At 67.7% G+C, this 26,623-nt stretch carries 29 protein-coding genes; 15 read left to right on the top strand and 14 right to left on the bottom strand.

Going from position 1 to position 26,623, the window contains the following annotated elements; genetic code table 11:
- Positions 1–35: 35 nt before the first annotated feature.
- Positions 36–599: an NUDIX hydrolase gene (locus ACTIF2_RS04595; RefSeq protein ID WP_439495860.1), complete on the bottom strand. Its 564-nt coding sequence runs from the start codon at positions 597–599 to the stop codon at positions 36–38.
- Positions 600–898: 299 nt separating this feature from the next.
- Between ACTIF2_RS04595 and ACTIF2_RS04590 the strand changes: the two genes are divergently transcribed.
- The gene (locus ACTIF2_RS04590) at positions 899–1,402 is read left to right on the top strand and encodes a DUF6678 family protein (protein ID WP_439495859.1); all 504 of its coding nucleotides are present in this window, start codon (positions 899–901) and stop codon (positions 1,400–1,402) included.
- Positions 1,403–1,493: 91 nt separating this feature from the next.
- Here ACTIF2_RS04590 and aceB read toward each other — a convergent pair whose 3' ends face one another.
- On the bottom strand, positions 1,494–3,107 hold the full coding sequence (gene aceB / locus ACTIF2_RS04585; protein WP_439495858.1) for a malate synthase A: 1,614 nt from the start codon (positions 3,105–3,107) through the stop codon (positions 1,494–1,496).
- A gap of 129 nt (positions 3,108–3,236) precedes the next feature.
- Here aceB and ACTIF2_RS04580 point away from each other — a divergent pair, with 129 nt between their 5' ends.
- Positions 3,237–3,740: a GNAT family N-acetyltransferase gene (locus tag ACTIF2_RS04580; RefSeq protein WP_439495857.1), complete on the top strand. Its 504-nt coding sequence runs from the start codon at positions 3,237–3,239 to the stop codon at positions 3,738–3,740.
- Between the two features lie 52 nt (positions 3,741–3,792).
- Here ACTIF2_RS04580 and ACTIF2_RS04575 read toward each other — a convergent pair whose 3' ends face one another.
- Genes ACTIF2_RS04575 through ygfZ form a run of 3 tightly spaced genes read right to left on the bottom strand, consistent with a single transcriptional unit; the run spans position 3,793 to position 5,899 of the window.
- Positions 3,793–4,392, bottom strand: a complete 600-nt coding sequence (locus ACTIF2_RS04575) for a YfbR-like 5'-deoxynucleotidase (protein WP_439495856.1) — start codon at positions 4,390–4,392, stop codon at positions 3,793–3,795.
- 2 nt (positions 4,393–4,394) lie between these two features.
- Positions 4,395–5,018: a DNA-3-methyladenine glycosylase I gene (locus ACTIF2_RS04570; protein ID WP_439495855.1), complete on the bottom strand. Its 624-nt coding sequence runs from the start codon at positions 5,016–5,018 to the stop codon at positions 4,395–4,397.
- Positions 5,015–5,899, bottom strand: a complete 885-nt coding sequence (ygfZ, locus tag ACTIF2_RS04565) for a CAF17-like 4Fe-4S cluster assembly/insertion protein YgfZ (RefSeq protein WP_439495854.1) — start codon at positions 5,897–5,899, stop codon at positions 5,015–5,017. Before ygfZ ends, ACTIF2_RS04570 begins: the two co-directional genes overlap by 4 nt.
- Positions 5,900–6,016: 117 nt before the next feature.
- Here ygfZ and ACTIF2_RS04560 point away from each other — a divergent pair, with 117 nt between their 5' ends.
- From ACTIF2_RS04560 to ACTIF2_RS04535, 6 genes are all read left to right on the top strand, one after another.
- Complete coding sequence (locus ACTIF2_RS04560; protein WP_439495853.1) at positions 6,017–7,354, top strand: dihydroorotase; 1,338 nt, start codon at positions 6,017–6,019, stop codon at positions 7,352–7,354.
- Positions 7,355–7,413: 59 nt separating this feature from the next.
- Positions 7,414–8,832: a pyridoxal phosphate-dependent decarboxylase family protein gene (locus ACTIF2_RS04555; RefSeq protein ID WP_439495852.1), complete on the top strand. Its 1,419-nt coding sequence runs from the start codon at positions 7,414–7,416 to the stop codon at positions 8,830–8,832.
- Between the two features lie 152 nt (positions 8,833–8,984).
- On the top strand, positions 8,985–9,647 hold the full coding sequence (locus tag ACTIF2_RS04550; protein ID WP_439495851.1) for a dihydrofolate reductase family protein: 663 nt from the start codon (positions 8,985–8,987) through the stop codon (positions 9,645–9,647).
- Positions 9,648–9,757: 110 nt separating this feature from the next.
- On the top strand, positions 9,758–10,180 hold the full coding sequence (locus ACTIF2_RS04545; RefSeq protein ID WP_439495850.1) for a YciI family protein: 423 nt from the start codon (positions 9,758–9,760) through the stop codon (positions 10,178–10,180).
- An 82-nt stretch (positions 10,181–10,262) separates the two neighbouring features.
- Entirely contained in the window at positions 10,263–10,688 is a 426-nt protein-coding gene (locus ACTIF2_RS04540; RefSeq protein WP_439495849.1) for a YciI family protein, read from the top strand.
- A gap of 65 nt (positions 10,689–10,753) precedes the next feature.
- Complete coding sequence (locus tag ACTIF2_RS04535; RefSeq protein WP_439495848.1) at positions 10,754–12,037, top strand: RNA polymerase sigma factor; 1,284 nt, start codon at positions 10,754–10,756, stop codon at positions 12,035–12,037.
- A gap of 9 nt (positions 12,038–12,046) precedes the next feature.
- On the opposite strand, the gene ACTIF2_RS04530 is transcribed toward ACTIF2_RS04535, so the two are convergent.
- The 6 genes from ACTIF2_RS04530 to pdxH all read right to left on the bottom strand — a co-directional run bounded on the left by ACTIF2_RS04530 (position 12,047) and on the right by pdxH (position 15,530).
- Positions 12,047–12,727 (bottom strand): hypothetical protein, encoded by a 681-nt coding sequence (locus ACTIF2_RS04530; RefSeq protein WP_439495847.1) that lies wholly within the window; start codon positions 12,725–12,727, stop codon positions 12,047–12,049.
- 13 nt (positions 12,728–12,740) lie between these two features.
- Positions 12,741–13,010 (bottom strand): hypothetical protein, encoded by a 270-nt coding sequence (locus tag ACTIF2_RS04525; RefSeq protein WP_439495846.1) that lies wholly within the window; start codon positions 13,008–13,010, stop codon positions 12,741–12,743.
- 185 nt (positions 13,011–13,195) lie between these two features.
- Positions 13,196–13,651, bottom strand: a complete 456-nt coding sequence (locus ACTIF2_RS04520) for a TIGR02301 family protein (protein WP_439495845.1) — start codon at positions 13,649–13,651, stop codon at positions 13,196–13,198.
- Positions 13,648–14,130, bottom strand: a complete 483-nt coding sequence (locus ACTIF2_RS04515) for an NUDIX hydrolase (RefSeq protein WP_439495844.1) — start codon at positions 14,128–14,130, stop codon at positions 13,648–13,650. The genes ACTIF2_RS04520 and ACTIF2_RS04515 overlap by 4 nt, the downstream gene beginning before the upstream one ends.
- Positions 14,127–14,849: an SDR family NAD(P)-dependent oxidoreductase gene (locus ACTIF2_RS04510; protein ID WP_439496068.1), complete on the bottom strand. Its 723-nt coding sequence runs from the start codon at positions 14,847–14,849 to the stop codon at positions 14,127–14,129. Before ACTIF2_RS04510 ends, ACTIF2_RS04515 begins: the two co-directional genes overlap by 4 nt.
- 66 nt (positions 14,850–14,915) lie before the next feature.
- A complete protein-coding gene (gene pdxH, locus ACTIF2_RS04505) occupies positions 14,916–15,530 on the bottom strand; it encodes a pyridoxamine 5'-phosphate oxidase (protein ID WP_439495843.1) in 615 nt (204 codons plus the stop codon).
- A gap of 127 nt (positions 15,531–15,657) precedes the next feature.
- On the opposite strand from pdxH, the gene ACTIF2_RS04500 reads away from it, so the two are divergent.
- The 3 genes from ACTIF2_RS04500 (at position 15,658) to fabI (ending at position 18,089) form a co-directional block, all read left to right on the top strand.
- On the top strand, positions 15,658–16,122 hold the full coding sequence (locus ACTIF2_RS04500; RefSeq protein ID WP_439495842.1) for an RT0821/Lpp0805 family surface protein: 465 nt from the start codon (positions 15,658–15,660) through the stop codon (positions 16,120–16,122).
- 137 nt (positions 16,123–16,259) lie between these two features.
- A complete protein-coding gene (locus ACTIF2_RS04495) occupies positions 16,260–17,171 on the top strand; it encodes a DnaJ C-terminal domain-containing protein (RefSeq protein WP_439495841.1) in 912 nt (303 codons plus the stop codon).
- A 78-nt stretch (positions 17,172–17,249) separates the two neighbouring features.
- Positions 17,250–18,089 (top strand): enoyl-ACP reductase FabI, encoded by an 840-nt coding sequence (gene fabI / locus ACTIF2_RS04490; protein ID WP_439495840.1) that lies wholly within the window; start codon positions 17,250–17,252, stop codon positions 18,087–18,089.
- 28 nt (positions 18,090–18,117) lie between these two features.
- Here the strand turns inward: fabI and folK are convergent, their stop codons facing one another.
- Genes folK through folP form a run of 3 tightly spaced genes read right to left on the bottom strand, consistent with a single transcriptional unit; the run spans position 18,118 to position 19,830 of the window.
- Positions 18,118–18,648: a 2-amino-4-hydroxy-6-hydroxymethyldihydropteridine diphosphokinase gene (gene folK / locus ACTIF2_RS04485; RefSeq protein WP_439496067.1), complete on the bottom strand. Its 531-nt coding sequence runs from the start codon at positions 18,646–18,648 to the stop codon at positions 18,118–18,120.
- The gene (folB, locus tag ACTIF2_RS04480; RefSeq protein ID WP_439495839.1) at positions 18,629–19,003 is read right to left on the bottom strand and encodes a dihydroneopterin aldolase; all 375 of its coding nucleotides are present in this window, start codon (positions 19,001–19,003) and stop codon (positions 18,629–18,631) included. The genes folK and folB overlap by 20 nt, the downstream gene beginning before the upstream one ends.
- Positions 19,000–19,830, bottom strand: coding sequence for a dihydropteroate synthase (gene folP, locus ACTIF2_RS04475; RefSeq protein WP_439495838.1), 831 nt, complete (start codon positions 19,828–19,830; stop codon positions 19,000–19,002). Before folP ends, folB begins: the two co-directional genes overlap by 4 nt.
- Positions 19,831–19,968: 138 nt before the next feature.
- On the opposite strand from folP, the gene ACTIF2_RS04470 reads away from it, so the two are divergent.
- The 4 genes from ACTIF2_RS04470 to aroC all read left to right on the top strand — a co-directional run bounded on the left by ACTIF2_RS04470 (position 19,969) and on the right by aroC (position 26,481).
- Positions 19,969–20,565, top strand: coding sequence for a histidine phosphatase family protein (locus ACTIF2_RS04470; RefSeq protein ID WP_439495837.1), 597 nt, complete (start codon positions 19,969–19,971; stop codon positions 20,563–20,565).
- A gap of 234 nt (positions 20,566–20,799) precedes the next feature.
- Positions 20,800–24,813 carry a Pls/PosA family non-ribosomal peptide synthetase gene (locus tag ACTIF2_RS04465; RefSeq protein WP_439495836.1) on the top strand — a complete coding sequence of 1,338 codons (4,014 nt, stop codon included), beginning with the start codon at positions 20,800–20,802 and terminating at the stop codon, positions 24,811–24,813.
- A gap of 83 nt (positions 24,814–24,896) precedes the next feature.
- On the top strand, positions 24,897–25,292 hold the full coding sequence (locus tag ACTIF2_RS04460; RefSeq protein WP_439495835.1) for a hypothetical protein: 396 nt from the start codon (positions 24,897–24,899) through the stop codon (positions 25,290–25,292).
- Positions 25,293–25,362: 70 nt separating this feature from the next.
- The gene (gene aroC / locus ACTIF2_RS04455) at positions 25,363–26,481 is read left to right on the top strand and encodes a chorismate synthase (protein WP_439495834.1); all 1,119 of its coding nucleotides are present in this window, start codon (positions 25,363–25,365) and stop codon (positions 26,479–26,481) included.
- The last annotated feature ends 142 nt before the right edge of the window (positions 26,482–26,623 follow it).

Raw genomic sequence — 26,623 nt, 5'->3', positions numbered from 1 at the left:
TAATAAAGTTACATGTTGCGCCGCGGCAACAATGCTCAGACCGAGACAACGGAAATGAGACGCCCGGCGGCCAGCGGCGCGATCTCGAACAGCGCCGAGAACGGCTTCCAGGCGGCGGCATGAACCTCATCCTCCTGCGCGACCAGGGCCGCTGCCGGGTCGGCGAGGAAGAGATATTGCAGGTCGTGGTGGATATGGGCCGGTTCGTTGCGCGACGGCTTGCCGGGGACGTCATGGCTGTCGATGGCGAAGGGCAGATCGCCGCCGCGATGCCAGGGATGCAGCTCGAGCCCGGCGATGCCGGTCTCCTCGACCGCCTCCCGCGCCGCGGACTGGTGGAAGAACTCGGCCGGCTCGTAATGCCCGCCGGGCTGCAGCCAGCGGCCGATCACGACATGGTCGATCAGCAGCACCTGGGCGTGATCGGGCGAGAGCACGATGGCGCTGGTCGTGACATGGCCGGGAAAGGTCGCGCGGTCGTCGAGCGCGTGGCGCTCAGTGATTTGCCAGCGCAGCAGGGCGAGATGCTCGCGCGAGGTCGCGACTTCGGCGCGGTAGCGCGAGACGGTTTCATCGAGTCGGGCGAGAAAGTTGCTCATGGCCTATCATAGCCGATTTGGAGGGATTGACCGCGGGCTTCCCGTTCTGCGATTCCGGCATGCTGATATTCTAGCCTGCCATTCGTCATGCGCCTGTTACATGGCGTCCGATATGCATCTCCTCCGAGAAAGGAGAGGCCGAATGCGACACCTGCCCCATGATGCCAAGGCGACCTTCGTGATATTCGCCCTGGCCGCGACGGCGCTCTGGGGATGGCTGTGCGGGGCGGTTTGAGGGGTGCGGGCTGAGCGCTCTGCTGTAGCGGCCAATTTCCTGTTGCGCCGGCTTCCCACCAGTGATGTCCCCGGCGGTGACTGGCACGAAGTGTCGGCTTCCGACCCGTTGCGGACATTTCTTGAGCGTGACACGGTTGCGTATGACTACGCACTCCCGAGCTGATCTCGACAGGCTATCGTCATTGGCACGGCGTGAGTTTTCTCACGCTCACATGTCGGACACGAAGTGGAGGAAGCTCTTCACGGCTATGGACGATGCCGGTGTCGGTCTCGCGCAGATGATCGTGAAGTTTATCGATGTGTCCGAGCCGAAGGTCATGGTCTTCCCCTCGATTAGCTCCCTTCAGCCGCCTATACCCTGGATAGACAGCCAATTCGGCCCGATTGAGCTTCGCTCGATTGAGTGGCTGGATATTCCCGCCGTTGCTCGCTTCCCGCGGCCAAACAATGTCCCAGCTCGCGAGATTGCTCAGAACCTCTCGGCAGCGGAAGCCGTCCTCCTGCATCTCAACTGCAATTTCGTAGCCTTTCTCGGTGGCCTAAGGGTTATCGGCTATAGCCGGTAAGGCCCGCTTCCCACCCATAGCGGACCCTTCTCCAGTCGGTCCTCAAAGCATTCGCCGACCGGCGCCGGTTTCCCGGCGCCGGTCATGATCCTCACGCGAGCTTGCCGTAGGCCGGTACGGTCAGGAACTCCTCGAATTCCGGCGCGAGCGAGAGTTTCGAGAAGAGCTCGATCGCTTCCGGGAAGCGGCCCTTGGCGTAGTTCTCGGGGCCGACCTCGCCCTTCACGCGCTCCATCTCCTCGGCGAGGCAGCGCTTGAAGAGGTCGGCGTCGACCTTGGTGCCGCCATCGACCTCGACGCCGTATTGGACGAATTGCCAGATCTGGGCGCGGCTGATCTCGGCGGTCGCGGCGTCCTCCATCATGTTGTAGATCGGCACGGCGCCGCGGCCGCGCAGCCAGGCTTCGAGATATTGCACGCCGACGCGGATGTTCTCGCGAAAACCCTCCTCGGTGCGGGTACCCTGATGGACTTCCAGGAGCTGCTCGCGGCCGACCGAGACGTCCTCGCGCAGCTTGTCGAGCTGGTTCTGCTGCGGCATCAGCCGGTCGAACACCTCCATCGCCACCGGGACGAGGTCAGGATGGGCGACCCAGGTGCCGTCATGGCCGTCGCCGGCCTCGCGCTCCTTGTCGGCCTTGACCTTGGCGAAGGCGGCGGCGTTGGCCTCCGGGTTGTTCTTGACCGGGATCTGCGCCGCCATGCCGCCCATGGCGAAGGCGCCGCGGCGGTGGCAGGTCTTGATCAGCAGCAGCGAATAGGCGCGCAGGAAGGCCTTGGTCATCACCACCTGCGAACGGTCGGGCAGGACATAGGCCTCGTTGCGGGCGAGCTTCTTGATGAAGGAGAAGATGTAGTCCCAGCGGCCGCAGTTCAGACCGGCCATGTGGTCGCGCAGCTCGTGCAGGATCTCGTCCATCTCGAAGGCGGCCGGCAGGGTCTCGATCAGCACCGTCGCCTTGATCGTGCCGGTCTTGAGGCCGAGCGCATTCTGGGCGGCGACGAAGACGTCGTTCCAGAGCCGCGCCTCGAGATGGCTCTCGAGCTTGGGCAAATAGAAATAGGGGCCCGAGCCCTGGGCCAGCGCCGGTTTGGCGTTGTGGAAGACATAGAGCCCGAAATCGACCAGCGAGCCCGAGGCGACCTCGCCGTCGATCTCGATATGGCGCTCGGGCAGATGCCAGCCGCGCGGGCGGATGATCAGGACGGCCGGCTTGTCCTTGAGCTTGTAGGCCTTGCCGGTGCTCGGCTCGGTGAAGTCGATCCTGTTCGCCCAGCGATCCTTCAGGTTGATCTGGCCCTCGACCATATTGGCCCAGACCGGCGAGGAGGCGTCCTCGAAATCGGCCATGAAGACCTTGGCGCCGGAGTTCAGCGCGTTGATGATCATCTTGCGGTCGACCGGGCCGGTGATTTCGACGCGGCGATCGAGCAGGTCGGCTGGGATCGGCGCCACCGTCCAGTCGCCCTCGCGGACATGCCTGGTCTCGGCCAGGAAATCCGGGGTCTCGCCGGCATCGAAGCGCTTCTGACGCTCCTTGCGCACGGCGAGCAGGCGCTTGCGCGTCTCGTTGAAGCGGCGCTGCAGGTCGGCGACGAAGGCGAGCGCGTCATGGCTCAGGATCTCGTCGAAACGGTCGCCCATCGCGCCCTTGACGACGACGCCCTTGGGCAGCTGCGTGCTGCGGCTCTCGGCAAGCGACATGGCGTTCTCCTTCGCATTCGCTGTGAAACCTGGCGGGGAGTATCGGCGCAAATCGCTTTCGCCTGTAGCCGTAGGAATGCTTGATGACTTTTGCCGGATTGGAATAAATGGCGAGATGGGAGGCGCAGCATGGCGGGCGCACAGCATTGGCGGGGAATGACGCGAGCCGATCTCGGCGCGGTCATGGCGGTCGCGGCCGCGGTGCATCCGGATTTTCCGGAGGAGGCTGAAATCTTCGCCGAGCGGCTGCGGCTTTTCGGGGCGGGGTGCCGGGTGCTGGATATGGCTGGCGGGATCGGCGCCTATCTGGTCAGCCATCCCTGGCGCGAGCACGAGCCGCCGGCGCTGAACGCGCCGCTCGGTGCGCTGCCGGCGGTGCCGGGGACCTATTATATCCACGATCTCGCCTTGCTGCCGCGGGCGCGGAGCACCGGCGCGGCGAGGCTTGCGGTCGCCGATGCTGTCGGGCTCGCACGGGGGCTCGGGCTGCCGAGCCTGTCGCTGGTCGCGGTCAATGGCTCGACCGGGTTCTGGGTCAGGCAGGGCTTTTCGGTCGTCGCCGACCCGCGGCTGGACGCGAAGCTTGCGAGCTATGGCGGCGACGCGCGCTTCATGGTGCGGGCGGCGGGTTGAGGGTGCCTCGTCATGCTCGGGTCTGCGCTTCGCTCCGCCCGAGAATGACGCGCTAAGCCGCCAACACCTGGAACCGCTCAAGGAACCGCGCCTGCGCGGCTTCGGTCGAGAGCGGCTTCAGCCAGTCCATGACCGCGCGCGGCAGCGGCTTCGGGCGCCCGAAGAAGATCAGCGCTTCCTCGCGGACGAAGCCGGCGAGCTCGGTCGCCTCGAAAAAGGCCGCGACCTTGTCGGCCTCCTTGGTCTTGCGCGCGAGCACGGCCGGCGTCGTTGCCGGCAGGCCGAAGCGCAGATGGATCGCGGTGAGGAGCCTGAGCTCAACGCTCTTGTAGGCATCGCCCATCACCACCTTGAAGGGCGAGATCATGTCGCCGATGACGTATTCCGGGGCGTCGTGCAGCAGCGCCATCAACCGCCACGGCTTCGACCAGTCCGGGTTGAGATGGCCCGCGATCGCCTCGACCAGCAGGCAGTGCTGCGCCACCGAGAAGGAATGCTCACCTCGCGTCTGGCCGTTCCAGCGCGCGACGCGGGCGAGGCCATGGGCGATGTCCTCGATCTCGATGTCGAGCGGCGAGGGATCGAGCAGATCGAGCCGGCGCCCGGACAGCATGCGCTGCCAGGCGCGAGGGGCGAGGGGGGGCTTGGCCATGGTCAGGCCGGGAGACGCGGATCGCGCGTCAGCGCGGCGCATTCCTGCCAGCGGAAGCAGTCGGTCAGGTGATCGTTGACCAGCCCACAGGCCTCCATGAAGGCGTAGACGATGGTCGGGCCGCAAAAGGTGAAGCCGGCCGCCTTCAGGTCCTTCGACATCGCCTTGGAGACGGCGGTTTCGGTCGGCACCTCCTCATGGGTGCGGAAGGCGTTCTGAACGATGCGGCCGTCGAAATGCTTGAAAAGAAAATCGGCGAAGGGCTCGCGCTCGCTGATCGCGAGATAGGCCTGCGCGCTCTTGATGGCGCCTTCGATCTTGCCGCGATGGCGGATGATGCCGGCGTCGCCGAGCAGGCGCTCGACATCGGCCTCGGTGAAGCGGGCGACCTTCTCCGGCTCGAAACCGGCGAAGGCGGCGCGGAAGGCGTCGCGCTTGCGCAGGATCGTGATCCAGGAGAGCCCGGCCTGGAAGCCGTCGAGCAGCAGCTTCTCGAACAGCGCGCGCGAATCATATTCCGGCACGCCCCATTCGGTGTCGTGATAGGCGAGATAGAGCGGGTCGGTGCCCGGCCAGACGCAGCGGAACTTGCCGTCCGGTCCCTCGACTGCGGCGCGCCCGCTCATGAGGCTGCTCCGAAACCGGGCTCGCCGGGGAAGGGGAAGCGCACAAAACCCGGCTTCTCCAGGGTGAAGGCGAGGCCGCCGCCTTCGAGCGTCTGCCCGGCCGCCAGCGCATCGGCGACGCGGTCGAGCCGCAGCAAGGCGAGGCCGCGGCCCTTGGCGCAGGAGCCGATCCGGCCGAGCGCCTTGCCGCCGGCGGTCGCCTCGACGCCCATCTCGGGGATCAGGCCTTCGCTGAAGACGACGGGCACGACGCGGGTGCGGGCGGTGCCGCGATGCTGCATGCGCGAGACGACCTCCTGGCCGATATAGCAGCCCTTCTTGAAGGAGACGCCGCCGAGCTGGTCGAGCAGCGCCTCATGCGGGAAGGCGTCGCCATAGGCGAAATCCTTGCCGCCATCGGGGATGCCGAGCGCGATGCGCCTGGCGTGATAGGCGTCGGGCTCGGCGCTCACGACGGAATCGACATCGGCCCGGTCGGTGACCGCGCGCTCGCCGAGTGCCGGCAGGCGCGGGTCGGCATAGACGAGGCCGGCTTCGTCCGGCAGCGAGAAACCGCCGGATGAGGCGATGACGGCGGCCACCTCACTGAGATCGTCGAGCGCGACCCTGGCGCGCAGCTTGTAGAGCTTCAGCCGTTTCATCAGATCGGGAACCTGCAGGAGCGGCACGTCGAGGAGAAAGCCGCCACGCTCCTCCTCCGGCACGGCGGCTACCAGAAAATCGCTGATGATCTTGCCCTGCGGTGTCAGGAGCGCGCCATAGCCGGCATGGCTCGGCGTCACCGCGTCCATCTCGTTGGTGACGATGTTCTGCAGGAAGTCGCGCGCGTCCTCGCCGCTGACGCGGATGACGCCGCGATCGACCAGTCGGGTTGCAGGCATGGCGTCCTCTCTTCCGCTCCATGTCATGGCGGGGCATGACGGTTTGCGTTTTGCAAACGGGATCGTGGCCGATAGTTAGGCGGCCTTGACCCACTGCTCAACTCCCGGAGACCGACGATGCCGCAGAGCTACGATGTCATTCTGAAGGGCGGCACCGTCGTGAACCATGACGGGCGCGGCGAGCGCGACCTCGGTATCAGCGGCGGCAAGATCGTGGCGCTGGGCGATCTCTCGCAGGCCTCGGCCGGCGAGACCGTCGATTGCCGCGGCCTGCACATCCTGCCCGGCGTGATCGATTCGCAGGTGCATTTCCGCGAGCCGGGGCTCGACCACAAGGAGGATCTGGAGGCCGGCTCGCGCGCGGCCGCGCTCGGCGGGGTGACCTGCGTCTTCGAGATGCCGAACACGATCCCGCAAACCACGACGCCCGAGGCGCTCGCCGACAAGATCAGGCGCGGCCGGCATCGCATGCATTGCGATTTCGCCTTCTGGGTCGGCGGCACGCATGAGAACGCCAAGGACGTCGCCGAGCTGGAGCGCCTGCCGGGCGCAGCCGGGATCAAGGTGTTCATGGGCTCCTCGACCGGCGATTTGCTGGTCGAGGACGATGCCGGCGTTGCCGAGATCCTGAAGCGCACGCGCCGGCGCGCCGCCTTCCATTCCGAGGACGAGACGATGCTGCGCGAGCGCATGAACTTGCGCGTCGAGGGCGACCCGTCGAGCCATCCGGTCTGGCGCTCGCCGGAGGTGGCGCTGACCTGCACGAAGCGGCTGGTGCGCATCGCGCGCGAGCTAGGGGCGCGCGTCCATATCCTGCATATCTCGACCGGCGAGGAGATGGTCTTCCTGAAGGACCACAAGGATGTCGCGACCGTCGAGGTGCTGCCGAACCACCTGACGCTGGTCGCGCCGGATTGCTACGAACGGCTCGGCACCTATGCCCAGATGAACCCGCCGATCCGCGACGAGAGCCATCGCCGGCGAATCTGGTGGGGGCTGGAGCAGGGCATTGTCGACGTGCTCGGCTCCGATCATGCGCCGCATATGCATGAGGAGAAGCATCATGCCTATCCGGCGAGCCATTCCGGCATGCCGGGCGTGCAGACGCTGGTGCCGATCATGCTCGACCACGTCAATGCGGGGCGGCTCTCGCTGGAGCGTTTCGTCGATCTGAGCAGCGCCGGCCCCCAGCGCATCTTCGGGCTCGAGGGCAAGGGCCGGATCGCCGCCGGCTACGACGCCGACCTGACCATCGTCGACCTGAAGCGGCGCGAGACGATCACCAACGACTGGATCGCCTCGAAATGCGGCTGGACGCCCTATGACGGCGTTACCGTCACCGGCTGGCCGGTCGGCACCTATGTCCGCGGCCGCAAGGTGATGTGGGAGCGCGAGTTGGTCACTCCGTCCCAGGGCGAGCCGGCGCGCTTCCTGGAGGCGCTGCCGCGCGGCTGACAAGCCGGCGCTTCCTGCCATTATGAAGCGACGCAGGCGCGCTTCGAGCAGGAGGTGTCATGTCGAACCCGCATTTCGATCCGGCCGCGCTGTTTCAGGACGCCGCCGCCCGCGCCACGGCCTTCCGTCGAGGGTTGTCCGGCCGTCTGCAACGGCCTGAGCAAGGCTATGCCGCGATGCTGGCCCGGCTCGCCGGGCCGACGCCGGAGAGCGGGACGGCGGCGGAGCGCGTCATCGCGGAACTCGCAAGCGACATGGAACCGGGCCTGCACGCCATGGCCGGCGCCCGGTTCTTCGGTTGGGTCATCGGCGCGTCGCATCCGGTCGGCGTCGCAGCGGACTGGCTGACCAGCGCCTGGGGGCAGAACTGCGGGAACCATCAGGCCGCGCCGGCCGGCGCCGCCGTCGAGGCGGTCACGGCTGCATGGCTGCTCGATCTGCTGGCGCTTCCCGAGGAGGCGTCGGTCGGCTTCGTCACGGGCGCGACGGTCGCCAATCTCGTCTGCCTCGCGGCAGCGCGGGGAGAGGTGCTGCGGCGCGCCGGCTGGGATGTCGAGGCCAATGGGCTGTTCGGCGCACCGGAGATCACGGTGCTGATCGGCAATGATGCGCATACGACGGTGTTTTCGGCGCTGCAATTGCTCGGCCTGGGCCATGATCGCGTCAGGCGCATCGCGACCGACAGCGAGGGCAGGGTGAGGCCCGAGGCGCTCGCGCAGGCGATCGAGGCCAGTCCGGAGCCCGTCATCGTCGCCCTCCAGGCCGGCCAGATCAACACCGGCGCCTTCGATCCCTTCCGCGAAGCGATCGCGATCGCGCGTCGCAAGGCTGCCTGGGTGCATGTCGACGGCGCCTTCGGCCTGTGGGCGCGCGCCAGCCGCGACAGGGCGCATCTCGCAACGGGTGCGGAGGGTGCCGATTCCTGGGCGACCGACGGCCATAAATGGCTGCAGACCCCCTATGATTGCGGCTTCGCGATCATCCGCGACAGCCATGCCCATCGACGCGCGATGACGGCTCTGGCGAGCTATCTGCCCGAGGTCGCGGAGGGCGAGCGCGATCCGTCGCATTTCGTGCCGGAGCTGTCGCGGCGGGCGCGCGGCTTCGCGACCTTCGCGATGATCCGGCATCTCGGGCGCAGCGGCATCGCCGGGATGGTCGAGCGCCATTGCCGCCTGGCCTGCCAGATGGCCGACCTGCTGCGGGCCGAGCCGGGGATCGCGATCGTCAATGCAGTCGATCTCAACCAGGTCGTCGTGCGCTTCGGGGCGGACCGTCCGCCGGAGGAGGGCGACAGGCTGACTCTGGCCGTGATCGCGCGGGTGCAGGCCGACGGGGTCTGCTTCGCCGGCGGCGCGAAATGGCGCGACCGCTGGATCATGCGGCTCTCCGTGATCTCCTGGCCGACGGAAGCCGAGGATGTGGCGCAATCGGCCGAGGCGATCATCGCGGCGTGGCGCATATGCCGCGTCGGCTGAGGGGCCGAATCTTTTTCTCGCGCGCTGTCGATTTCGCGTTTTGCCGTTCGACGTGTCGGCAAGGAGCAGCAGCATGAGCGGGTTCGCCCGCAGCTGCCGGAGCTCTTTTCGCACCACGGGTCGCGCTGCGGCTCGCATCTGGGAGAGACGAGATGAGAAAGATCGTTGCCGCAACCTTCCTGTCGCTCGACGGCGTGATGCAGGCTCCGGGTGGGCCGGAAGAGGACAGGCAGGGCGGGTTCAGCCATGGCGGCTGGACCTTCCACTATTGGGACGAGGCGATGGGCGGGCTCATGGGCAAGCTCTTCGATGAGCCCTTCGACCTGCTGCTTGGGCGCAGGACGTACGAGATCTTCGCCGCCCATTGGCCGTATTACGGCGATGAGGACCCGATCGCCAAGGCGTTCAACGCCACGACGAAATATGTCGCGACCTCGTCGGATGCGCCGCTGACCTGGCAGAACTCGGTCGCCCTGCATGACGTCGCTGCCGATGTCGCCAGGCTGAAGAAGCAGGACGGGCCGAAGCTCCTGATCCAGGGCAGCAGCGTGCTGATCCAGACGCTGCTGAAGCACGACCTGATCGACGAGATCGACCTGCTCGTCTTCCCGCTCGTCCTGGGCAAGGGCAAGCGCATGTTCGGGGAGGGCGCAATGCCGGCGGCGCTGAAGCTCGTCGACAGCAAGGCCTCGTCGACCGGCGTGGTGATGAGCCGCTATCGCCGCGAGGGCGAGATCAGGACCGGCTCCTTCGCGCAGGAGGAGCCGAGCGCAGCCGAGATCGCGCGCCGCGAGAAATTTGCGGCCGAGGGCTGAAAAATTATCGCGAGCCTGTCGATCGGGGCCTGCCTCGTTCGACGTGAAGACAGAGGGCGGAAATTCTCCCGCCCCGTAGCGAAACGAACCTCAAGGACAGGAGAAGACCGATGCGCGTGATGGTTCTGGTCAAGGCCAGTGCAGACACCGAAGCCGGCGTGATGCCGAGCGAGGGCGCCCTCACCCAGATGGGCGCCTATAACGAGGAGCTGGTGAAGGCCGGCGTGATGCTGGCGGGCGATGGGTTGCACCCGAGCTCGAAAGGCCTGCGCATGCGCTTCTCTGGCGCGGAGCGGACGGTCATCGATGGCCCCTTTGCCGAGACCAAGGAGCTGCTGTGCGGCTTCTGGATCTGGCAGGTCCGCTCCTTCGACGAGGCGGTCGCGTGGCTGAAGCGCGCGCCCTTCGACGACGGCACCGAGATCGAGCTGCGCCCGATCTTCGAGATGGAGGATTTCGGTGAGGCGCTGACGCCCGAGCTGCGCGAGCAGGAAGAGCGCTTGCGCACCGAGACGACGAAGCGCGCCGGCTGAGCCGGCGACGTTCCAAAATCCATTCAACCTGGAAGCTGCGAGGCATCGCCTCCAGAGCTTCCGCCCCAAAAGGAGAAGACCGATGCGATTCATGGTGATGGTCAAGGCGACCAAGGACAGCGAAGCCGGCGTGATGCCGACCCAGGAGCTGCTCGACGCGATGATGGCCTATAACGAGGAGCTGGTGAAAGCCGGCATCATGAAGGGCGGCGACGGCCTGCAGCCGAGCTCGAAGGGCGTGCGCGTGCAGTTCGACGGCGCCAAGCGGGCCGTCGTCGACGGGCCCTTCGCCGAGACCAAGGAACTGGTCGCTGGCTATTGGCTCTGGGAGTGCAAGTCGCTCGACGAGGCGATCGCATGGGTCAAGCGCTGCCCGAATCCGATGCCCGGTCCGTCCGAGATCGAGATCCGCCCGTTCTATGACCTGGCCGATTTCGGCGAGGTCGTGACCCCGGAGACCGCGGCGCAGTGGGATCGCCTCAAGACAGAGATCGGCGACAAGAACTGAACCATTACCTGCGGGCGGCTGACGCCGCTTGCCAGGGAGGCCGCTGATGGTGTGTATCGCAGCCGATGTCGGCAAGCGATGCACACCGCACCATCGAGACGGTCTGGCGGATCGAGGCCCCGAAACTGATCGCGGGCCTCGCCCGCGTCACGCGTGATGTCGGCCGGGCCGAGGAGCTGGCGCAGGACGCGCTCGTCGCCGCGCTCCAGCAATGGCCGGACGAGGGCGTGCCGCGCAATCCTGGCGCCTGGCTGATGCAGGTCGCCAAGCACCGCGCACTCGACGACCTCAGGCGCGCCAAGATGCTGAAGCGCAAGCATGACGAGATCGGCCGCGACCTCGATGAGGACGCCGATCCGACGAGCCAGATCGAGGAGGCGCTCGACGACGAGCTCGGCGACGACCTCCTGCGCCTGCTCTTCACCGCCTGCCATCCGGTGCTGCCGACCGAGGCGCGGCTGGCGCTGACGCTCAGGCTGCTCGGCGGCCTGACCACCGAGGAGATCGCGCGCGCCTTCCTCGTCCCGGAACCGACCATGGCGCAGCGCATCGTCAGGGCGAAGAAGACCCTGGCCGAGGCGAAGGTGCCGTTCGAGGTGCCGCATGGCGCCGAGCTGGCGGCGCGCCTCGAATCGGTGCTGGAGGTCGTCTATCTCATCTTCAACGAAGGCTATGCTGCGACCGCGGGCGAGGACTGGGTGCGCCCCGGCCTGTGCGACGAGGCGCTGCGGCTCGGGCGCATCCTGGCCGAGCTCGCGCCGCAGGAGCCAGAGGTGCATGGGCTCGTGGCGCTGATGGAGATCCAGGCCTCGCGGCTGCGGGCGCGCGTCGGGCCGTCCGGTGAACCGGTGCTGCTGCTCGACCAGAACCGCGCCCGCTGGGACCATCTGCTGATCGGCCGCGGCCTCCGGGCGATCGAACGGGCGCGGGCGCTCGGAGGCGCGCCGGGCCGCTATGTCCTGCAGGCCGAGCTCGCGGCCTGCCATGCCAGGGCGCGGACGGGGGAGGAGACAGATTGGGGCCGGATCGCCGCACTTTACGGTGTGCTGGGCACGCTCACGCCGTCGCCCGTGGTCGAGCTCAACCGCGCCGTGGCGGTGAGCATGGCGGAGGGGCCGGCCGCCGGCCTCGCCATCGTCGACGAGTTGGTGTCGGAGCCCGCGCTCAGGACCTATCACCTGCTGCCGAGCGTGCGCGGCGATTTCCTGTCGAAGCTCGGCCGCCATGGCGAGGCGCAGGCCGAGTTCGAGCGGGCGGCGGCCATGACCAGGAATGTGCAGGAGCGCATCTTGCTCCTGGCCCGGGCCGAGCGCTCGCTGCAAGCGGCGAGGGCGACCCAAGCCAGCTAAGATCAGCCGTCAGTCCCAGTCCAGCCGCATCTCGTAGATCCGTGGCCGGACGGTGCGCATGGCCGGCAGGTCCGAGCCGAAGACCTGGTCGCCGACGAGCGCTTGCCGTTCCGCGCCGGTTTCGACTTCCGGGTCGAGCCGGACCAGGATGCGGCAGCCGCCGGGCGGCGTTTCCAGGACGCCGCCGCGCCACTCGGTGACCGTGCCGGAATAATCCCAGTCGAAGCCGGTGAGCTCGAAGGGTCGGCCGTTCGCGGCCTCGACCTCGACGAGCGGCTGGCCGAGGCGCAGGGAGGCCGCGCCACCCGGCACGGCGATGCGCCAGCGATAGGCGTCGCGCGCCGCCGGCTTCAGCGGGTCGGTGCGGAAGGTGACATGGCGCGGCCGGCTGCGCTTCTTGCGATCGGTCCAGAGGATCTCGATGCGACGCGTCGGATCGGTGGCGAAGAGCACCGTCCCGGTCTCGGTCTCGCCCTCGCCGAGCGCGATGGACCGGGTCGAGAGATTGCGCGCGCCGAAGGCCTTGGCGAGGGAGGCCTGGCTGGCGTCGCGGCGGAACGGTCCCTCGCAGCCCAGCACTTGCGGCACGTCCTGTGCCGGGGCCACCGAAACCGGGCTGGCGAGCCACAGGCCGGCGAGCGCGCCGGTCAGGCGAAGGAGAGAGGCGGTACCGAGCGCATGCAACGGCATCGCCGCGGCAGCCTCAGTGCCGTGTGCCGCTGGTAAAGGAGCCGCTGCGCACCTTCTCGGGCAGGGCCTCGGCAAAGACGGCGGTCGCCTCCTCGCCATAGGTCTCGACCAAGGTGCGGAAGGCGGCGAAGAGCGCGGCATGGGCCAGCGCGTCGCTGTCGAGGCCGTCCTGCTGCGCCTCGGTGAAAGCGTCCTCGACATAGCCATAGGCGACACGGCGGGCATCGCCATTGTCTTCGGCCAGTGAAGGATCGAGCGGCAGATCGTCAGGACGGATGGACATGGAATGCGGACTCTGCGGCTTGGTCACATGGTGCCGGCGCGCGCTCCAGAATCGAGCCAGCGCCGGGGCGATCGACTGCCCCAGATTCATACGCATGGCGGCGGGCGGTTGCTACCCCGCCCTTTAAGAAAGGTTAATTTCACCGCGAGAGTTTTGAGAAAGACACAGTTTCGTCCCGATGTGACCTATCCGCCATAGCGGCCGGCCAGCGCGCGAGCGAGGCGCTCGCCATCGGCCGCCAGCCTTGCCGCCGCCTCCCGGCTGCCGGGCGTGCAAAGCCGATGCGTCAGCGAATAGGCGCGAAAGCCGCGATTATAGGCGCCGGTCAGCCGCTCGCGCCGCTCCGGGCTGCGCCCCTCGCTCTCGATCAGTGCGGCCATGCGCTCGCGCCAGCCCTCGGCCTCCTTGCCGCCGCACAGCGTCCGCAAATAGGCGAGCGAGCCCATGATCTCGGAGAGCGCGAGCAATTGCGGCTCATAGGGCGGCGGAGGCGGCTCCGGAGCGGGAGCCGGCGGTGTCTGCGGCTGCGGCGGCGCGGGCGGGCGGCGTTGGCCCTGGCTCTGCGCTGCGGCGAGGAGCGGCAGCATCGCCAGCGTGCAGGCGAGGAGGCCGGCAAGCACCCAATGCCGCGTCGCGGTCACGGCGCGCGGCCGCCGTTCTGCAGGATCGCATGGGCGTCACGGACCACGTCGCCGAGTTCGCGCGTCGTCACCAGCCCGCCGAGCCTGAGCGGGTCGGCCCACATCACCGCGCCGGCCTCGGGACCCGGCTTCGGTTCGCCCGAGAGCCAGTCCCCGACGAAGGAGGCAATGACGAAGTGATGCGTCACCGCGCCGGCCGCATCGCGCCCGAAAATCTCGACATGTCGGTTGAAGCCGAGGATGACCGCCTTGACGCCGACCTCCTCCTCGAGCTCGCGAAGGGCGGCTTCCTCGAGCGTCTCGCCGGCCTCGACCTTGCCGCCCGGCAAGGACCAGAGCTGGTCGGCAGGCGGCTTCGTCCGGGTCGCGAGCAGGACCTTGCCATCGCGGAAGACGGCGATCGAGGCCGCGAGCACCGGGCGCGCCGCCGCCTTGGCGGGGTTGGGAAACCGGATGACCTGCCCGCTATCGCCGCTCACACGTGCTGTCCGCCATTGATGTGGAGCTCGGCGCCGGTGACATAGGACGAGGCGTCGGTGCAGAGGAAATGGATCGCCTTCGCCACCTCCTCGGTCCGGCCGAGCCGCCCGAGCGGCAAGGTCGCGACGATCTTCTCGGTGCCGGGCGAGAGGATGGCGGTGTCGATCTCGCCGGGCGAGATCGAGTTCACCCGGATGCCGAGCGGCCCGAAATCGGCGGCCATCTCGCGCGTCAGGCTGGCGAGCGCCGCCTTCGAGGTCGCGTAGGCTGCGCCGGCGAAGGGATGGACGCGCGAGCCGGCGATCGAGGTGACGTTGACGATGGCGCCCTTGGCGGCGATGAGCTCGTCGAGCAGGCCGCGCGCCAGCATGATCGGCGCGAAGAAATTGACCTGGAAGACCTGATGCCAGTCGTTGAAGGAGGTCGTCGCGGCGCCAAGCCGGCCGCCTTTCGGTCCCTTCGGCGAAATGCCGGCATTGTTGACCAGCGCGTTGAGCTTGCCGCCTTCCGCGGCCAGCCGCTTCTTGATCTCGGCAATGCCGCGCATCGTGTCCTCGGGGTCGCCGAGATCGATCTGGACATGGTCGTCGGCGCCGGACGGCCAGGGGCATTTGTCGGAGAAGGCCTGGCGCGAGCAGGACAGGATGCGCCAGCCCGCCATGGCGAACTGCATCACCGTGGCATGGCCGATGCCGCGGCTCGCGCCGGTCAGCAGCATGACCGGGCGCTTGCCGGCCTCGGTCTTGGGGAAGTCGAATTTCGGCATCGCCATGCGGGAGGATCCTCAGGGGTAGAGACGCGTCTTGGTCCAGGGCTCGGCGGCCGAAGCGCGGCGGAAGACGACGCGGTCATGCAGCCGGAAGGCGCCGTCGCGCCAGAACTCGATATAGACCGGCGCGATCCGGAACCCGGTCCAGTGCGGCGGACGGGGTATCTCGCCGAGGCCGAATTTCGCGGCGTAGCCGGCGACGGCCTTCTCGAGCGCGAAGCGGCTTTCCAGCGGGCGCGACTGCTGGGAGGCCCAGGCGCCGATGCGGCTGTCACGGGCGCGCGACCGGAAATAGTCGTCGGCCTCGGCGTCGCTGATGAGCGAGACCGGGCCGCGGATGCGCACCTGCCGGCGCAGGCTCTTCCAGTGGAACAAGGCGGCCGCCTTGCCCTGGCCGAGCAGCTCCTGGCCCTTCTGGCTCTCGGTGTTGGTGTAGAAGACGAAGCCGTCGCGGTCGTAGCCCTTCAGCAGCACCATGCGGACATTGGGCAGGCCTTCGGCGTCGACCGTCGAAAGGGCCATTCCGGTTGGGTCGTTCGGCTCGGAGCGCCCGGCCTCTTCGAGCCAGTCCGAGAACAGAGCGAAGGGCTCTTCAGCTTGGGTGAAGTCACCCGGCGTTAACCGTTCCACGTGTCTAATCCTCGGCGAATTCTGGTTAAGCGTCGGGCGAGCGCAATCTGTGATCTGGTGTCGGACTGCAAGCTTATATAGGCCAGCCCGGAGGGCGAACCAAAGCCTTCATCGGCGCGCTGCGTCCATGCGCCCCGCTACGGTCGCGACGGTGCTGCTGCTTGCCCTGTCGAGCGCCGGCTGTTCGATTTCCTTCCCGATTCTCGGCCTGTCGAGCAAGGCGGAAGATGAGCTGGCGATGACGACCTCATCGACTTTGCCGGCGCGCGGTTCGCTGAAGCCGAGCGCCCTGTCGGTGCTTTCGAGCGAACTGGGCCCCGAGGACCTGCGCCGCGCCGATGGCGCGATGGCGCTGGCGCTCGACCCCCAGGGCAATGGCGCGCCGGTGGCATGGGACAACCCGCAAAGCGGCATGAAAGGCTCGTTCACGCCGGTCGGCGGCCCCTTCCTGCGCTCGGACGAGGTCTGCCGCGCCTTCATCGCCAGCGTCCAGACGCAGAACAGCCCGACGCGGCTGCAAGGCACGGCCTGCCGCCCGTCCGGCGGGGAATGGGCGGTCACGGAAACGCAGCCCTGGAAGGGCCTGAGCTAGGCGCCTCCCGGCCAGGGCATCTTTGCCCGCCGGGAACGTTGCTTTTCCGCCACAGTCACCCCACATAGCGGGCGGAGCCGTCCCGATGCGCCGAAATGGGCAAGCGGTCGGCGTCTCGTAGAGATTGGGGTTCATGCATGCGCGATCCGTATCAGGTCCTGGGCGTCGCTCGCGCCGCGAGCGAGGCGGAGATCAAGAAGGCCTATCGCAAGCGCGCCAAGGATCTGCATCCCGACCGCAACCGGGACGATCCCAAGGCGCAGGACCGGTTCTCCGAGCTCAACAGCGCCTATGAGATCCTCGGCGACGACACCAAGCGCAAGCAGTTCGACCGCGGCGAGATCGACGCCGACGGCAAGCCGAAATTCCAGGGCTTCGAGGGCATGGGCACCGGCCGCGGCGGGCGCTCCGGCGGCTTCGAATATCATTTCGGCCAGGGCGGCTCGCCCTCCGGCCGCGGCGGCGGCGAGCAAGGCTTCGATCCCGCCGACATCTTCGGCTCGCTCTTCGGCGATGCGGCGCGGCGCGGCGGCCGGGCGCGGGCCGAGGCACAGAAGCCGCCCGAGCAGAGCTTCACGCTGAGCGTCTCGCTCGTCGAGGCGGCGACCGGGGCGAGCCGCCGGGTCAAGCTCCCGCATGGCCGCGAGGTCGAGGTCACGATCCCGGAAGGGGTGGCGGACGGCAAGGTCATGCGGCTGCGCGGCCTCGGCCAGGTGGACCCGTTCTCGGGCGAGGCCGGCGATCTGCTGATGACGATCAAGGTCAAGCCCGACCCGCGCTTCACCATCGAGGGCAACGACCTGCGCACGCGCGTCGCGGTGCCGCTGGCGCAGGCCGTGCTCGGCGGGCCGCTGCATGTGCCGACGCTGACCGGCACTGTGGAGATGCGGATTCCGCCGCTGACCGGCACGACCAAGCAGTTCCGCCTGCGCGGCAAGGGGCTGAAGGGCGAGAAGGGCCATGTCGGTGATCTCTTCGTCGCGATCGACATCGAGATGCCCGGGACGGATGCGGAGCTGACGGCCCTGATGAAGGCCCGGACGGAGTAACCGAAGCAAGAGCAGCCTTTCGCTGACGCTCTGGCTCGGCTAAGAGACCCTCCGCTTCGTCCAGTTCGCAGGTCTCCGATGCCCGAATCCAGCGCTGCCTCCTCGACCGCCCATGTCCTGAAGGGCAAGCGCGGCCTCATCATGGGTGTCGCGAACAATCGCTCGATCGCCTGGGGCATCGCCAAGGCCGCCGCCGATGCCGGGGCCGAGCTCGCCTTCACCTATCAGGGCGACGCCCTCAAGAAGCGCGTCGAGCCGTTGGCGAAGGAACTGGGCGGCCATGTCGTCGGCCATTGCGACGTCACCGATTCCAGCACGATCGACGCCGTCTTCGCGCAGGTCGAAGAGCTCTGGGGCAAGCTCGATTTCGTCGTCCATTGCATCGCCTTCTCCGACAAGGACGAGCTGACCGGCCGCTATGTCGAGACGAGCGAAGCGAATTTCACCAAGTCGCTGCTGATCTCCTGCTACTCCTTCACTGCCGTCACGCAGCGGGCGGAGAAGCTGATGACCGATGGCGGCGCGATGCTGACCCTGACCTATTACGGCGCCGAGAAATGGATGCCGCATTACAACGTCATGGGCGTTGCCAAGGCGGCGCTGGAATCGAGCGTGCAATATCTCGCCGCCGATCTCGGCCCCTCGAAGATCCGCGTCAACGCGATCTCGGCCGGGCCGATCAAGACGCTGGCGGCGTCGGGTATCGGCGATTTCCGCTACATCCTGCGCTGGAACGAATACAACTCGCCTCTGCGGCGCACGGTGACGATCGAGGAGGTCGGCGAGACCGCCGTGTTCCTGGTCTCCGACATGTCGCGCGGCATCACCGGCGAGATCATGCATGTCGATGCCGGCTACCATGTCGTCGGCATGAAGGTGCCGTCGGCGCCCGACATCACGCTCGACAAGGCGGAATGAGCGGAGCGGCGGCCGGCTTTCGGGCGCGTCAGGCGTCCGGGTCGAGCATCGCCCGCAGCCTCGCGGTTTCGAGGTCGTCGCGCCTGATCGCCTCGCCGGCCATCGCGTCGCGAAGCTCCTTGACGCTCTTGCCGCGGATCAACAGCTCCGGCGCGATCTCTGCCAGCGGCGCCAGCACGAAGCCACGTTCCGCGATGCGCGGGTGCGGGACCTGGAGCCCCGGCCGATCGATCGCCTGCCCGCCATAGGTCAGGATGTCGATGTCGAGCGTGCGCGGGCCCCAGCGCTCGCGGCGCTCGCGGCCGCTCTCCCGCTCGATCGCGAGGCAGAGCTCCAGCAGGGCCTCCGGGCCGAGCCCGGTTTCGAGACGCACGGCCATGTTGAGGAATTCCGGCTGGTCGAGCTTGCCCCAGGGCGCGGTGCGCCAGACCGAGGAGAAAGCCGTAACGGCGATCCCGGGATGATTGCCGAGCCGTGCCAGCGCTGCGGCGAAAGCCACCACGGGATCGCCGAGATTGCCGCCGAAGCCGAGGGTGGCGTCAGTCGTCACGCCGGAAATCCAGCTTGATGCCGACCGACGCCATCCGGCCCGGGATCGGCGGGGCAGGCTTGCGCAAGGTGACGCTGATGCCGGTGACGGCGGGATAGCCGGCGAAGATGGCCTCAGCCAGCGCCCGCGCCGCCGCTTCGAGCAGCTTGAAGCGGCGCGCCGAGAAGGTCTTGGTCACCAGCGCGACGACGGCGCCGTAATCCACCGTATCCGCCAGGCTGTCGCTGAGCGAGGAGGCGCGCAGGTCGCAGTCGAGCACGAGGTCCATGACGAAGCGCTGACCCAGCCGCTCTTCCTCGGCGAAATGGCCGTGATAGGCGTAGAGGTCGAGCTCCTCGATGATGATCTGTCCGGTCCGGCTCATGATGTCGCTCCGATCCTCGTCCAGATCTTGATGGCGTCGACATGGGGCGCGACGTCGTGGGCCCGGATGATGGCGGCGCCCCGCATGATGCCATAGAGATGCGCGGCGATGCTGCCGGCCAGCCGCTCGGCCGGAATTGTCCGCCCGGTCACCAGGCCGATCGTGGATTTGCGCGAGGCGCCAAGCAGGATCGGGCAGCCGAGTTCGGCGAGCCGGCCGAGATCGCGAATCAAGGCGAGGTTCTGCTCCGGCGTCTTGCCGAAGCCGATGCCGGGATCGACCACGAGCTGGGAGCGGGGCACGCCGGCAGCGGTGGCGATCGCGATTGACCGCTCCAGGAAGCGTAGCGTGTCGTCGAAGATGTCGATCTCCGGGTCGATCGTATCGCGGTTGTGCATCAGGATCAGCGGCGCGCCGAGGCGGGCGGCGACGCCTGCGATGGCCGGGTCGCGCTGGCAGCCCCAGACATCGTTGACGATGCTGGCTCCGGCGCGGAGTGCCGCCTCGGCGACCTCGGCCTTGTAACTGTCGATCGAGATCGGAACGTTGGTCCGCGCCGCGACGCCCGCAATCACCGGAAGCACGCGGGCGAGCTCAGTCGCCGCGTCGATGGTGGCATGGCCGGGCCTGGTCGATTCGCCGCCGATATCGACGATGTCGGCGCCTTCTGCCGCCAGGCGCTCGCCATGGACGATCGCGTCCTCGGCACTTTTCAGCATGCCGCCGTCCGAAAACGAATCGGGCGTGACGTTGACGACGCCCATCAACAGGGGGGCTGCGTTGAGCGCGAGCCTGCGACCGTCTGGCAAGGTGAGAGCCGGGGACATGGATCCATCCGAAGCGGAGTGCCGCCTATATACAGCGCAGGCCCGCTCGGCCAACAGAAAGCGCTGCCGAGCGCCATGCATGGCCCTGTGCTTCTCTGACGCTTTGACGCAAGGGGGCCGAGCGTGCATGAGCCGGGCATGCTGCCGCTCACGATTCCCCACCGCCTTTTCCTCGTCCGTCATGGCGAAACCGACTGGAACCGGGAGGGTCGCCTCCAGGGCGGGCAGGACATTCCACTGAACGCGGTCGGGCGCGAACAGGCGGCGGAGGCGGCCGGGCGGCTGCGCGATCTGGTCAGGGGCTATGACGGGCTCGATTTCGTCGCCTCGCCGATGCAGCGCGCCCGTGAGACCATGGAGATCCTGCGGCATCAGCTTGGGCTGCCGGTGGCGGGGTATCGCACGGACGAGCGCCTGCGCGAGCTGACCTTCGGCGAGTGGGAAGGCTTCACCTGGCGCGACATCCGCAAAGCGGAGCGCGAGCTGGCGCTCGCCCGCGAGCGCGACAAATGGAGCTTCGTGCCGCCTGGCGGCGAGAGCTACCGCATGCTGGCCGAGCGGATCAGGCCGGTTCTCGAGGGGCTGGAGCGCGAGACGGTCATGGTCAGCCATGGCGGGGTCGCCCGTGCCGTGCTGGCGCTCGTCGGGGCGGTGGCGCCCGGCGAGGCAGCGATGGTCGATATCTGGCAGGGCAAGATCCTGATGGTCGCCTCGGGGCGTGTGTCCTGGGTGTAGCACTGGCGTCCGGCGTTGCCATTCATCGCGGGTTCAGGGGTGCTCGTTAAGGAGTGTTATGCTAGCAGGGCTGGGCGCAGCAGAGACATGCTTGGCCGGGGGAAGAGCCGGAATCCGCCGTGATCGATACGGCGTTCCGGGCGTTTTGAAGGTGCGGTCCACCGCGGGGCCTTGGGAAGCGACGGCGAGGCCGAGCCCCCCAGACCCCTCTCCGGCGAACCGCAGCGGGGCACAATGAACGATATCAGCATTCTGTCGGCGGAGGATGCCGTCCGAGGCGCGAATCCGCTCGCGATGATCGCTGGCGAGAAGCGGCCGGACCTGATCCGTGACGAGGTCCTGGGCGAGATTTTCGCGGCCAGCGTCGCGGCGCGCGGTCCCCATCCGGCCCTGACGGACGTGGAGCGTCGTCTCAGCTATGACGAGGTCTGGGCGGCGGCGCGCGGCCAGGCGCGCGGTCTCGCGCTCGCGGGCGTCGGGCCCGGTGACATGGTCGGCCTGTGGATGCCGCGCGGCATCGACCTGCTCGTGGCCCAGATCGCGATCACGCTGAGCGGCGCGGCCTGGGTGCCGTTTGATGCCGAGGCTCCGGTCGACCGGATCGCGACCTGCCTGAACGACGCCGAGGCCAAGGGCCTGGTGACCTGCCCGGCCTGGCAGGCCAGGGCGGCGGCGACCGGCCGCACGGTCTGGTCACCCGCCGATCTCGCGGCGCGCGACGACGGCGCGCAGGTGCCGGCCCGTGCCGTCGGGCTGAGCAAGGACCACCCGGCCTATCTGATCTACACCTCGGGCTCGACGGGCACGCCCAAGGCGATCGTCATCAGCCACCGCAACATCTGCCATTTCCTGCGCTCCGGAAACGCCTTCTACGGCATGGGAGCGGACGATATCGTCTTCCAAGGCGCCTCAGTCGCCTTCGATCTGTCGATGGAGGAGATCTGGACGCCCTATCTCGTCGGCGCGACGCTGTTCGTCGCCTCGCCCGAAATGATGGGCGATGCCGAGAAGCTGCCGGCCATCCTCGGCGAGGCCGGCGTCACGGTGATCGACACGGTGCCGACATTGCTCGGCATCCTGCCGGCCGACGTGCCCTCGCTCCGGCTGATCCTGCTCGGCGGCGAGGCGCTGCCGCCCTCGATCGTGCAGAAATGGGCCAGGCCCGGCCGGCGCATCCTCAACACCTATGGGCCGACCGAAGCGACGGTGGTCGCGACCGCGACCGACGTGAAGCCGGGCGAGACGGTGACGATCGGCCGGCCGATCCCGAACTACACCGCCTATGTCGTCAGCGAAGACCTGAAACTGCTGCCGCCCGGCGAGCAGGGCGAGCTCCTGATCGGCGGGCCGGGCGTCGCCAGCGGCTATCACGGCCGCCCCGAGCTGACAGCCGAGAAATTCATCGTCAATCCCTTCGGCGGCGCCGGCGACGACCCGGTGCTGTACCGCTCGGGCGACGCCGTCAGCCTCGATGGCGCCGGCAACATCGTCTTCCACGGGCGCATCGACGATCAGATCAAGATCCGCGGCTTCCGGGTCGAGCTCGGCGAGATCGAGACGAAGCTCAGCGGCGAACCGGGGATCAACCAGGCGGCGGTGGTGCTGCGCGAGGATGACGGCATCGAGCGGCTCGTCGCCTTCGTCGTCGGCGAGCCGGGCGTCGCGCTCGATGCGGCGGTGCTGCGTGCGGCGCTGCGCGAGAAACTGCCGCCCTATATGGTGCCGGCGCATTTCGAGGCGGTGGGCTCGCTGCCGCGCATGGTTTCCGGCAAGGTCGACCGCAAGATGCTCAGGGCCGCGCCGCTGACCGCGCCGGCGGCCGAGGGCGAGCAGGAGCCGCCGCGCAACGCCACCGAGGCAGCTTTGCTCGAAGCCGCCAAGCGCGTGCTCGGCGCGCAGGCACTGCCGCTGGAAGCCGACTTCTTCGTCGATCTCGGCGGCCATTCGCTGCTGGCGGCCCGCTTCATCTCGATCGTGCGCGAGACGCCGGCCTATGCCGGCATCACCTTGCAGGACGTCTACGGCGCCCGCACGCTACGCGGGATGGCGGCCCTGCTCGACGGGCGCGGCATCGCCGAGGCGCAGGACCTCTCCTTCACGCCGCCATCCTTCCAGAGGCGCTTCCTCTGCGGCCTGGCGCAGGCCGCCGTGCTGCCGGTCATCATCGGGCTGGCGACGGCGCAGTGGCTCGGCATCTTCGTCACCTATCTGCTGATCTCCGGCGAGGATCTGTCGCTGCCGGCGCAGGTGTTCAGCCTGCTCGGCGTCTATGTCGCGATCACCATCGTCACCGGCCTGATCTCGATCGCGCTGAAATGGCTGGTGCTCGGCCGGACGAAGCCAGGCGTCTACCCGCTCTGGGGCGTCTATTATTTCCGCTGGTGGTTCGCGGCGCGCGTCGCCGGCCTCGTCCATATCAAATGGCTGCAGGGCACGCCGGTGATGCGCTTCTACTGGCGCCTGCTCGGCGCCAAGGTCGGCCGCGACGTCATCATCTCCGACTACGAGGCCGGCGCCGTCGACCTGATCGAGATCGGCGACGGCACCACCTTCGGCTCGAAGACCACCTTCGCCAATGGCGAGGCGATCGGCGATAAGCTCATCCTCGGCCGCATCAGGATCGGCGCCGATGTCAGCGCCGGCGCCTCTGTCGTCTTCGGCCATGGCAGCGTGGTCGGCGACCATGTCGAGATCGGCGACCTGACCGCGATCCCGCCCGGGGCCACCCTCGGCGAGGGCGAGATCTGGGACGGCACACCGGGCCGCAAAATCGGCATGGTCGATCTCGCCTCGCTGCCGCCACAGGCCGAGGCGAGCCCGCGCCGTCGCGCCCTGATGACCGCCTTCTACGTCCTGATGCTGATCGTGCTGCCGCCGATCAGCCTGCTGCCGATCTTCCCGGCCTTCTGGCTCTTCGACCAGATCGACGACTGGATCGCGACCTGGTCGGAGGTCAGCTATCTCTGGTACCTGCCGATCCTGACCTGGCCGACGGCGATGGGGCTGATCGCCTTCACGGTGCTGCTGATGGCGGGCCTGCGCTGGGCGATCCTGCCGCGCGTGACCTCCGGCTCCTGGTCGATCCATTCCGGCTTCTATGCCCGCAAATGGACCGTGGCGCTGGCGACCGAGGTGACCCTGGAGACGCTGTCCTCGCTGTTCGCGACGATCTACATGCGCTTCTGGTACCGGCTGATGGGCGCCGGCATCGGCAAGGGCGCCGAGATCTCGACCAACCTGTCCGGGCGCTACGACCTGACCGAGATCGGCGCCGGCAACTTCATCGCCGACGAGGTCGTGTTCGGCGACGAGGACATGCGGCGCGGCTATATGCGCCTCGACATGACGCGCACCGGCGAGCAGGTCTTCATCGGCAATGACGCGGTCGTGCCGCCGGGAGCCGTGGTGCCCGACAAGGTTCTGATCGGCATCAAGTCGAAGCCGCCGACCAACGACCAGATGCAGGCCGGGGACACCTGGTTCGGCTCGCCGCCGATCCGCCTGCCGACGCGCCAGAAGGTCGATCTCGGCGCCGACTGGACCTACAAGCCCTCGCTCGGCAAGAAGCTGGCGCGGGCCGGTTTCGAGGCGCTGCACACCTCCTTCCCGGCGATGCTCTTCATCACCTTCGGCACGATCGCGGTCGATCTCGTGCTGCAGCAGAAGATCTTCGAGGGCAACTGGAGCGGGCTCGTGCTCGGCTTCATGGGCTGCGCGATGCTGATCGCCATCGCGCAGGCGCTGATCTGCGCCGCGATGAAATGGCTGCTGATGGGCGTCTACAAGCCGGTGATGAAGCCGATGTGGTCCTGGTGGGCGATGCGGACCGAGGCTGTCGCGGTGCTCTACTGGGGCCTGGGCGGCAAGGTGCTGTTCGACTATTTGCGCGGCACGCCGTTCCTGCCCTGGTTCCTGATGCTGTTCGGCGCGAAATACGGCAAGGGCGTCTGGCTGGATTCGACCGACATCACCGAGTTCGACTGCATCAAGGTCGGCGACTATTGCACAGTCAACGCGCATTCCGCCCTGCAGACGCATCTCTATGAGGACCGCGTCATGAAGGTCGGCCGCGTCACGCTCGGCAAGGGCGTCTGCGTCGGCGCCGGCGCAACCGTGCTCTACGACACCCATGTCGGCGACTATGCCCAGATCGGCCTGCTCACCGTGATCATGAAGGGCGAGAACATCCCGGCGCATACCCGCTGGGAGGGCGCGCCCGCCGTGCCGGCGCAGGCGGCCGGGCATTAAGTCGCAGCCGACCCGTTACAACTGCCAATTGCATCTCCACCTGCGTCATGCTGACTGTCAGACGCTCATTTCGGGCGGGGGGCATGATGATTTCGAAACAATGGATCTGCGGCGCCGGGCTGGCGCTGCTCGCTGGCGGCTGCAATACGACAACCTTCACGACAAAAGCGAATACGCCGGTCGTCGTGCATGCTTTAGGAATGTATGCGCAAGCCGACTGTACAAGCTGGGAGCCGCCTGAGGCGACGGTGACAGAGCAGCCGGCTAACGGGCGTGTTACTTCGCAACTGATCAAATATCCGATCGTCGACAAAGGGCATCATTGCGAAGGCAAGGTCATTGATCGCCGCATGATCACATACATTCCGAAATCAGGCTTCCGTGGCCAGGATCGTTTCAGCGTAGGCTATGAGTTCATCACCAATGATGCTGGCGGACGCGGAGCGCAAAGGCAGACCTTCGTCGTCGATGTGAAGTGACTTGGTCTCCCGGGTTCCACCGCGGCGCAAATCCGACTAAGAGCCTGACGCAGCAACGCGTCAGGCTCTCATGTCCCATAACAGTTTCGGCCATCTCTTCCGCGTCACCACCTTCGGCGAGAGCCACGGGCCGGCGATCGGCTGTGTCGTCGATGGCTGCCCGCCGCTCATCCCGCTGACCGAGGCCGATATCCAGCGCGAGCTCGATCGCAGGCGGCCAGGCCAGTCGCGCTTCACCACGCAGCGCCAGGAGCCGGACCAGGTCCGCATCGTCTCCGGCGTCTTCGCGCAGGAGGCCGGCGGCGCGCAGGTGACGACCGGTACCTCGATCGGGCTGATGATCGACAATGTCGACCAGCGCTCGAAGGACTATTCCGAGATCAAGGACAAGTACCGGCCCGGCCATGCCGATTTCACCTATGACGTGAAATACGGCATCCGCGACTACCGCGGCGGCGGACGCTCCTCGGCGCGCGAGACGGCGATGCGGGTGGCTGCCGGCGCGATCGCGCGCAAGGTCGTGCCCGGCATGGTCGTGCGCGGCGCGCTGGTGCAGATGGGTCCGCACAAGATCGACCGCGCCAACTGGGACTGGGACGAGATCGGCAACAACCCGTTCTTCTGCCCCGACGCCAAGGCGGCGGCGTTCTTCGAGGGCTATCTCGACGGCATCCGCAAATCCGGTTCCTCGATCGGCGCCGTGCTCGAGATCGTCGCCGAGGGCGTTCCGGCCGGCCTGGGCGCGCCGATCTACGGCAAGCTCGACGCCGAGCTGGCCGCGGCGCTGATGAGCATCAACGCGGTCAAGGGCGTCGAGATCGGCGAAGGTTTTGGAGCGGCCGAGCTCTCCGGGGAGGAGAACGCCGACGAGATGCGCGCCGGCAATGACGGCAGGCCGCTATTCCTCTCCAACCATGCCGGCGGCATCCTGGGCGGCATCTCGACCGGGCAGGCGATCGTCGCCCGTTTCGCCGTGAAGCCGACATCGTCGATCCTCAGCCCGCGCGCGACGGTGACACGGACCGGCGGCGAGGCGGAGATGTTCACCAAGGGCCGGCACGACCCCTGCGTCGGCATCCGCGCCGTGCCGGTCGGCGAGGCGATGGTGGCCTGCGTGCTGGCGGACCAGTTCCTGCGCCATCGGGCGCAGGTCGGTGTGGTCGAGCCGCGCTGGCCGTTTGAGCGGTGAGCGCGCGTCATTCTCGGGCGGAGCGAAGCGCAGTCCCGAGAATCTCAGGACCATCTCGGCTGGGGAATGATGCCTTTCAGTATTACTGAAATTCTTTCTCGATTTCATTGCAAGTGAAGCGGGCGCGTATTAGCTTGCTGGG

This window comes from Allobosea sp. (genome assembly GCF_051860145.1).
Taxonomy (GTDB): domain Bacteria; phylum Pseudomonadota; class Alphaproteobacteria; order Rhizobiales; family Beijerinckiaceae; genus Allobosea.
Note: the sequence above shows the minus strand (reverse complement) of the source record. Positions and strands in the feature narration are given on the sequence as shown.

Coding starts and splice junctions, on each gene's coding strand:
- ygfZ (WP_439495854.1), bottom strand. CDS start 5,899: ATGCCTGCAACCCGACTGGTCGATCGCGGCGTCATCCGCGTCAGCGGC.
- aceB (WP_439495858.1), bottom strand. CDS start 3,107: ATGTCGCTTGCCGAGAGCCGCAGCACGCAGCTGCCCAAGGGCGTCGTC.
- ACTIF2_RS04595 (WP_439495860.1), bottom strand. CDS start 599: ATGAGCAACTTTCTCGCCCGACTCGATGAAACCGTCTCGCGCTACCGC.
- ACTIF2_RS04535 (WP_439495848.1), top strand. CDS start 10,754: ATGTCGGCAAGCGATGCACACCGCACCATCGAGACGGTCTGGCGGATC.
- ACTIF2_RS04495 (WP_439495841.1), top strand. CDS start 16,260: ATGCGCGATCCGTATCAGGTCCTGGGCGTCGCTCGCGCCGCGAGCGAG.
- ACTIF2_RS04560 (WP_439495853.1), top strand. CDS start 6,017: ATGCCGCAGAGCTACGATGTCATTCTGAAGGGCGGCACCGTCGTGAAC.
- ACTIF2_RS04460 (WP_439495835.1), top strand. CDS start 24,897: ATGATGATTTCGAAACAATGGATCTGCGGCGCCGGGCTGGCGCTGCTC.
- ACTIF2_RS04465 (WP_439495836.1), top strand. CDS start 20,800: ATGAACGATATCAGCATTCTGTCGGCGGAGGATGCCGTCCGAGGCGCG.
- ACTIF2_RS04590 (WP_439495859.1), top strand. CDS start 899: ATGTCCCCGGCGGTGACTGGCACGAAGTGTCGGCTTCCGACCCGTTGC.
- ACTIF2_RS04500 (WP_439495842.1), top strand. CDS start 15,658: ATGCGCCCCGCTACGGTCGCGACGGTGCTGCTGCTTGCCCTGTCGAGC.
- ACTIF2_RS04545 (WP_439495850.1), top strand. CDS start 9,758: ATGCGCGTGATGGTTCTGGTCAAGGCCAGTGCAGACACCGAAGCCGGC.
- ACTIF2_RS04555 (WP_439495852.1), top strand. CDS start 7,414: ATGTCGAACCCGCATTTCGATCCGGCCGCGCTGTTTCAGGACGCCGCC.
- folB (WP_439495839.1), bottom strand. CDS start 19,003: ATGAGCCGGACCGGACAGATCATCATCGAGGAGCTCGACCTCTACGCC.
- ACTIF2_RS04525 (WP_439495846.1), bottom strand. CDS start 13,010: ATGTCCATCCGTCCTGACGATCTGCCGCTCGATCCTTCACTGGCCGAA.
- folP (WP_439495838.1), bottom strand. CDS start 19,830: ATGTCCCCGGCTCTCACCTTGCCAGACGGTCGCAGGCTCGCGCTCAAC.
- ACTIF2_RS04470 (WP_439495837.1), top strand. CDS start 19,969: ATGCTGCCGCTCACGATTCCCCACCGCCTTTTCCTCGTCCGTCATGGC.
- ACTIF2_RS04575 (WP_439495856.1), bottom strand. CDS start 4,392: ATGGCCAAGCCCCCCCTCGCCCCTCGCGCCTGGCAGCGCATGCTGTCC.
- fabI (WP_439495840.1), top strand. CDS start 17,250: ATGCCCGAATCCAGCGCTGCCTCCTCGACCGCCCATGTCCTGAAGGGC.
- ACTIF2_RS04580 (WP_439495857.1), top strand. CDS start 3,237: ATGGCGGGCGCACAGCATTGGCGGGGAATGACGCGAGCCGATCTCGGC.
- ACTIF2_RS04550 (WP_439495851.1), top strand. CDS start 8,985: ATGAGAAAGATCGTTGCCGCAACCTTCCTGTCGCTCGACGGCGTGATG.
- ACTIF2_RS04530 (WP_439495847.1), bottom strand. CDS start 12,727: ATGCCGTTGCATGCGCTCGGTACCGCCTCTCTCCTTCGCCTGACCGGC.
- ACTIF2_RS04570 (WP_439495855.1), bottom strand. CDS start 5,018: ATGAGCGGGCGCGCCGCAGTCGAGGGACCGGACGGCAAGTTCCGCTGC.
- aroC (WP_439495834.1), top strand. CDS start 25,363: ATGTCCCATAACAGTTTCGGCCATCTCTTCCGCGTCACCACCTTCGGC.
- ACTIF2_RS04510 (WP_439496068.1), bottom strand. CDS start 14,849: ATGCTGCTGACCGGCGCGAGCCGCGGCATCGGCCATGCCACGGTGATG.
- ACTIF2_RS04540 (WP_439495849.1), top strand. CDS start 10,263: ATGCGATTCATGGTGATGGTCAAGGCGACCAAGGACAGCGAAGCCGGC.